Origin of the sequence: Lentzea sp. NPDC006480 (assembly GCF_040611995.1) — a bacterium.
Taxonomy (GTDB): Bacteria; Actinomycetota; Actinomycetes; order Mycobacteriales; family Pseudonocardiaceae; genus Lentzea.
Genome location: NZ_JBEXPJ010000281.1, coordinates 1 through 6574, shown reverse-complemented (window position 1 = coordinate 6574; position 6574 = coordinate 1). Strand labels below are relative to the sequence as shown.

At 69.9% G+C, this 6574-nt stretch carries 5 protein-coding genes; 3 read left to right on the top strand and 2 right to left on the bottom strand.

Annotated features, from left to right (window positions below):
• The coding region (locus ABZX92_RS44675) for a hypothetical protein (protein WP_355572093.1) at positions 1 to 457 on the top strand (457 nt) is incomplete at its 5' end.
• Here the strand turns inward: ABZX92_RS44675 and ABZX92_RS44670 are convergent.
• Entirely contained in the window at positions 438 to 1148 is a 711-nt protein-coding gene (locus tag ABZX92_RS44670; RefSeq protein ID WP_355572091.1) for a hypothetical protein, read from the bottom strand. The genes ABZX92_RS44675 and ABZX92_RS44670 overlap by 20 nt on opposite strands.
• Positions 1145 to 2095 (bottom strand): FAD-dependent oxidoreductase, encoded by a 951-nt coding sequence (locus ABZX92_RS44665; RefSeq protein WP_355572089.1) that lies wholly within the window; start codon positions 2093 to 2095, stop codon positions 1145 to 1147. The genes ABZX92_RS44670 and ABZX92_RS44665 overlap by 4 nt, the downstream gene beginning before the upstream one ends.
• A 59-nt stretch (positions 2096 to 2154) precedes the next feature.
• Between ABZX92_RS44665 and ABZX92_RS44660 the strand changes: the two genes are divergently transcribed.
• Together ABZX92_RS44660 and ABZX92_RS44655 are read left to right on the top strand one after the other, a co-directional pair.
• Positions 2155 to 4911, top strand: a complete 2757-nt coding sequence (locus ABZX92_RS44660; protein ID WP_355572087.1) for a BTAD domain-containing putative transcriptional regulator — start codon at positions 2155 to 2157, stop codon at positions 4909 to 4911.
• 130 nt (positions 4912 to 5041) lie between these two features.
• Complete coding sequence (locus ABZX92_RS44655; RefSeq protein WP_355572085.1) at positions 5042 to 6511, top strand: hypothetical protein; 1470 nt, start codon at positions 5042 to 5044, stop codon at positions 6509 to 6511.
• Positions 6512 to 6574 lie beyond the last annotated feature (63 nt).

Here is a 6574-nt window from a genome sequence, read left to right as displayed (position 1 = left end):
CGCACGTGCCGCCGGCCGCCTGATCAGCCGCTCCGAGATCGTGGAGCGCGCTTGTTCGTGGCTGCGCGACTCGGTTCCGCACAGCCAGACGAGGTTCCACCAGAACGAGCACGGCATCTACCGCGCCGACTGCTCGGGGTTCGTGTCGATGGCGTGGGGGCTGCCCGGCAAACCGGAGGACCGGCACGGCGGATCGGACACGCCGGGGCTCGTCGTCGTCAGCAGTCTGATCACGGCCGACGAGCTGAAGGCCGGCGACGTGATCATCCGTGGCGAGGGCGGCAACGACACCAGGCACGTCGTGATCTTCGCGGCGTGGGCCGAGGAACCCGGCCGGTACTGGGCGTACGAACAGGCGGGTGGTCACCGCACCCGCCTGCGCTCCGTCACCTATCCCTACGAGACAGGCGCCGAGTTGTACGCCCCGCGGCGCTACGTCAGCGTGCTTGAACCGTGAACGAGTAGTCGCCGGTCCTGCCCGCCTCCGACCAGATGATGATCTGCGTCTTGCCACCCTCGCCCTCGTGCTTGGGGTTCCAGCAGACGTAGTGCGGCGTGTAGGTCTTCGCCTCGTCCTCGGACTCGCTCGAGAACCCGAGCTGGATGTCCTCGCAGGGCTTTCCGTCCTCGATCTCGACGCTGGCGGCGTCGAACGTGTGGACGTCGACCCGGCCCGGCACGTCGAGCTTGCCCTTGATCTCGCCGGCCTTGGACTGGAACGCGCGCTTCTTCAGCGTCACCATCCGGAAGCTGTACTTGCCGGGCGTGCCCTCGTGCCCGGTGACGACGAGCTTGTGCTTGCCGGGGGCGGTGACGCCGAACTGGTTCGGGCCGGGCAGCCCGTTGCCCTTCTGGTTCGCGCCGCTCTCCTCGGCCGTGGCGATCTTGAAGTCGACCTCGCCCTCGACGTCGACGAGCTCGAACTCCTTGGCGTCGCCCAGATCGATGTCGTAGGTGTCCTGCTCGTCCGCGCTCGCGATGTCACCGGAGCGGGAGTCGCCGTCCAAGATGGCACCGGTCGCGTTGGCCTTCTTGTCCTGCTGCTGCGTGGCCTGCTGCTCCGGCGTGCTCACCGGGTTCTGGGCCAAGTTCGCTTTGCCGCACCCCGCGAGCAGAACTACGAGCGCGGCGATGATCGTGAGTCTCACTGGTCTCCCTCGTGCACGGTCCAGCCCGACTGGTTCGGGACCAGGACCCTGAATGCGTTGCTCGTGTCCTCGAAGTGGCGCAGCAGCTCGGTCGTCAACGCCGGCACCTCGCTGGTTTCGCAGCGCAGATCGTGAGGCACGTGGCGGTCGAAGAGCGACTGTTGTTCCACATAGGCCAGTGGACGGGCCTGATCGACCAAAGGCCTTGCCTTGACCCGCAACGGCCTGGCATAAGACGCCCCGATCACGGGGTCGCCCATGAACGCCGGCACGACCGCGAGCACCCGGCGCCCGACGAGGTCACCCGGCACGAACCGTTCCGGCGGCGCCGTGACGTAGGCGGCCAGCCCGGCGAACTCGCGCCCCCTCCGCGCGAGTTCGCCGAGCACCCCCAGTGCGGCAGGCGCGTCCGCGAGCCGGTACAGCAGCACGCCGCCGTAGACCTTGTGGTCCAACGGGTGCAGCCGCAGCGTGACGCTCGTGAGCACACCTTCCGGCTCCTCGGTGGTGACCAGCCGGCCGTCCGCCGTGATGCACTCGGCGCGGACCAGGTTGTCCCTGGTCGTTCCGTGCAACGGCGTGAGCCAGCCCGGTGCCCTCCCCAGCACGGCGGCCACCACCGAGGTGTGCGAGAGGCGCGGGCCCGGTGTGGCCAGCCCGTGCGCCTGCGTCGCCGCGTCCAGCTCCGCCCAGGTGGCCCCCGCCTGCACCTCGGCCGTGCCGTCGGAGATCGTGATCCCCTTCAACGCGCTCAGGTCCAGCGCCAGCTCGTCCGGGCCCGGAGTCCGGCTCGTGGTGACCCGGATCCGTTGCCGCGACGCGAACCGCATGGTCGCCGAGATGTCGTGCGGCGTGGCCACCCGCACCTCGGCGACCGCGGTGCTCCCCCCGGAGCCCGGCGTCCGCACGGTTCCCCTGACCTCCGTGCACAACGTCGTGATGTCCATGGGTTGAAGCCTGGCGACCCGGCGTTTCACGGACGTCTCACCGGTGAGATGCTGACCTTGTGCCAACCCTCGCGGTACACCTTCTCGGGCCCGTTGACGTGCGGGTTTCCGATGTCACGATCACGCTGGACCGGCCGCTCGAACGCGCGCTGGTCGCTCGGCTGTCGCTGGCGCGCGGTGCTGCCGTGTCCGACGAGCGCCTCGCCCGCGACCTGTGGGGTGACGTCGACCTGGCCCGGCCGCGCGAGCGTTTGCGGGTGCTGGCGTCCCGGCTGCGGGCGAACCTCGGAGACGCTGCTTCGGCGTTGTCGCGGACCGCGGCGGGTTATGTGCTCGACGCGTCGCCGTCCGATGTGGTCGCTGCCGAGGCCGCGTTGTCCGACGGCAGCAGGGAGGCGATCTCCCAGGCGCTGGCGTTGTGGCGTGGCGACTCGCTGGCGGACTTGCGCGCGGTGCCGTTCGGTTTCGCCGAGGGGGAGCGCCTCGACGGTCTGCGCGTTGATCTCCGGGTCGCGTACCTGAGCGCGTTGCTCGACGGTGGCGCCGGGATCGAGCTGCGGGCCGAGCTGGAGGAACTGGTCGGCTCGCACCCGATGCACGAGCGGCTGAGCTGCATGCTGGCGTTGTGCTTGTACCGGGGTGGGCGGCAGGCGGACGCACTGGCGGCGCTGTCCCGGTTGCGGGAACGGCTGTCCGACGAGCTCGGCGTGGATCCGGCGCCCGAGACCGTGTCGATGGAGCTGCAGATCCTGCGCCAGGAGGCTCCCGGCAGTGCTCCGAAGCGCCGGTTGCCCGCTGCCGGAACCACGTTCCTGGGACGCGACGCGGATCGGGCCGCGGTGGTCGAACGGTTGTCGGTCACGCGGCTCGTGACGCTGACCGGTGTCGCCGGCAGTGGCAAGACGCGGCTGGCGCTGGAGGTCGCACGGGTCGTAGAGCGGCCGGTGGTGTGGCTCGATCTCACGGCGGTGCGGGCCGAGGACGAGATCCTGCCCGCGCTGGTCGCCGAGGCCGGTGACGACTACCTGGCCGAGCTGGAAGGCGCGGTGCTCGTCGTCGACAACGCCGAGCACGTGCTGTCCGCTGCCTCCTCGATGGTCTCGGAGTTGTTGTCGCACACGGGAAAGCTGTCGGTGCTCGCCACCTCGCAACGGCCGCTGCTGGTCGAGGGCGAAGAGGTCCGGCACGTCGGTGCGCTGCCTGCCTCGGCTGCTTCTCTGCTGTTCTGCGACCGCAGTGGCGCCGAACCCTCCGCCGATGTGGACGCCATCTGCGCTGCGGTCGACCATCTGCCGTTGGGCGTCGAGCTGGCCGCCGGTCTCACGCGCACGTTGTCCGTCTCGCAGCTGGCCCGGCGGCTCGACGACCGGTTGCGGTTGCTCGTCGGCGGCCTGCGGGGAAGTCGTCAGCGGCACAGCAGCCTGCGCGCGGCCCTGGACTGGAGCCACGAGCTGTTGGATGAGGTCCAACAGGCCGTGCTGCGCCGCACGGGCGTGTTCCTGGGTGGCTGGACCCTGGAAGCCGCCGAGGAGGTCCTCGCGTTCGACGGCCTGGACGTCGCGGACATCGCCGCGACGTTGACGGAGCTGGCGGACCGCAACCTGATCTCGGTGTCCGCGGGGCCGCGGTTCCGGATGCTGGAGACGGTCCGTCACTACGCGCTCGACAAACTGCGCGATGCCGGCGAGGACGAGCTCGTGCGGGCCCGGCACATCGAGTGGTGCTCCGGGTTCGTGGCGGGGCGCGACGTGCGGGAGGACGCCGCGGCGGTGATGGGCGAGCTCTACCTGGAGTGGCCGAACCTGTTGTCCGCCATGGAGTCCGCCGCCGGTACCGAACGCGCCGGGGACGGTCTGCGGCTGGCCGTCGCCATGCAGGACGCCTGGATGGTGCGCGGATTGGTCGTGCAGGCCGCTCGTATCTACGAGGACCTGATCGACGCCGAGGTGCCCGACGACGTCCGTGCTCTCGCGCTCTGCAACTACGGCTTCTTCTGCACGCAGATCGGCCGCCTGACGCTCGCCACGTCGTTGCTCGACAGGGCCGCGCCGCTGGTCGAGGACGATCTCGTGACGATCCGCGTCTTCTACTACCGGGCGATCACGGAGATCCAGCGCGGCTACCCGGCGCAGGCCATCTCCTGGGCCGAACGCGGTCATGCCGTCGCCGAACGCATCGAACACGTCACCTACGTCTCGGCGTTGGGCTGTGTGCTCGCCATCGCGCAGATGTACGCGGGCGACCTCGACGCGTCGTTGCGGAACCACCTGGCCGCGAACGCCATCGACCGCTCGTTGGGCGATGAACACGGCCTCGCGCGCGGCCTGGTGAACGAGAGCATGACGTTGTTGAGCGGCGGCGACACCGAGGGTGCGCTGGCGCGTGCCGATGAGGCCGAAGCCCTCTCCGACCGTCTCGGCGACGCGATCGGCGCGACCCACGTGGGCATGATCAGGGCCAGGGCCGCGTTGCTCGCCGGTCGGCTGGACGAGGCGGTCGACCGGCTGCGCACCGTCCTGGACGACGCCGAGGCCGGCGCCGACACCGGACTACTGCGAGTAGACCTCGCCTACGCGTTGGTCCGTCGGGGTGATCTCGCCGAGGCCGCGGCCGAGTTGGCGCTGGCCGCGGCCGTGAGTGACGAGCAGGACCTCACCTGGCTCGCTGTGCAACCGGTGACGGCGATGCTGGCCGCGGAGGAAGGTGATCTCGCCCGCGCGGGCGAGATCGCGGCGGCCGCGCGGGCACAGTTCGCTGCCCGAGGGTTCGGCTGGCCGTTCACCGTTGACCGCCTTGACGCTGCTGGAGGGCGTTGACCAGCCCGCTCACCTCCGGCAACCGGTCCGCAACCGGTAGTTCAAGATCGTCACCCGACTGGGCCAAGTGCACGAATTCGGTCCGTTCGACCCGACCAAAACCTCACATCGTCTTGCTACCGTGGCCCGCATGAAGTCGTGGGGGATGTTGGCGGTCGCCGCAGCGGCCATCACGTTCGGCTCGACGCTGGCGATGCCAGACGTCGCGGTCGCTGCTGAGGGCGGGGTGGCCTGCGGAACGTACGCGGCCAACTCCAAGATCACCCGGAGCGAGATCCTGGCGCGCTCGCGCACGTGGATCAGCGCCCGCGTGCCCTACAGCCAGAGCGACTGCTTCGGCAACAAGTACGGCGCGTACCGCACCGACTGCTCCGGCTTCGTCTCGATGGCCTGGGGCCTGCGCATCTCCTACACGACCCACATCCTCGAGCAAGTCGCGCACCGCATCGACTGGGAGGAACTCCGTCCCGGCGACGCCCTGAACGACCGGCTGAACCACGTCGCGCTGTTCATCGGCTGGGCGGACGCGGCCAAGACGCGCCCGATCGTGCGCGAGCAGGCCGGCCCGGACGGCGCCCGTCCCGTGCAGCGGGTCTGGAGCGCCAGCACGGCCCGGCAGTACGTGCCGCTGCGCTACAACGGCGTGGTCGACGCCGGCGGCAGCAGCGAGACGCCCAGCGACACCCCGGTCACGGACAAGCCGGTCGTCAACGCCGGCCCGCAGATCTCCAACACCGCGCAGCAGCAGCTGGAGATCTACGCGCGCGCCGCGGACGGCACGATCATCACCAACTTCCACAAGACGAGCCGCTGGAACGGCTGGCAGCAGCTCGGCCCTGAGCTCTTCGCCGGTGACCCGGTCGCGCTGCTGAACCCGGAGACGAAGATCGTCGAGGTGTTCGCGCGCGGGTCCGACGACAAGATCTACCGCCGCACCGACGGCAAGTGGGTCTCGCTGGGTGACACGGTCGTGGCGGGCGAGCCCGTGCTGACGTGGAACGACAAGAGCAAGGCCGTCGAGGTCCTCGCCCGCGGCGCGGACGGCGTGCTGCTGCGCTACACGGACAAGTGGGCGCCGGTGGGCGACCGCAAGATCGAGGGCAACCCGGCTGTCTCCGACAAGGACGTCTACGCGCGTTCCGCCGACGGCAAGCTCGTCAAGTGGGACGGCTCGGCGTGGCAGGACCAGGGTGACACGAAGATCGTGAGCGACCCGAGCGTCGCCGTCGACCAGGTCTTCGTGCGCACCGCGTCCGGCAGCGTCGAGCAGTACGCGGCGGGTGTCTGGAAGTCGCTGGGCGGCAAGGGCACCGGCGCGCCGTCGGCCGTGTTCAACACGACGACCGGCTCGATCGACGTCGTGCAGCTCGGCGAGGGCGGCGTCGTGGAGCACGCCCGCGCCACCTCGGGCGGCTTCACCACGTGGGCCAAGCTCGGCAACACCAAGGTCGCCGAGGCGCCGGCCGCGATGTACCACGCGCAGACCAAGACGATCGAGGTCTTCGCGCGGACCGACGACGGCAAGCTGATCCGCCGCTTCTACAAGGAGAAGGCGGGCTGGAGCCAGTGGGCGCTGCTGAGCGACCGAGCGATCAGCTGATCTGACGAACGAACCGATGATTCGCGCGTTCTGGCATCCGCGTTACAGGCTGTGGAAAAAAGT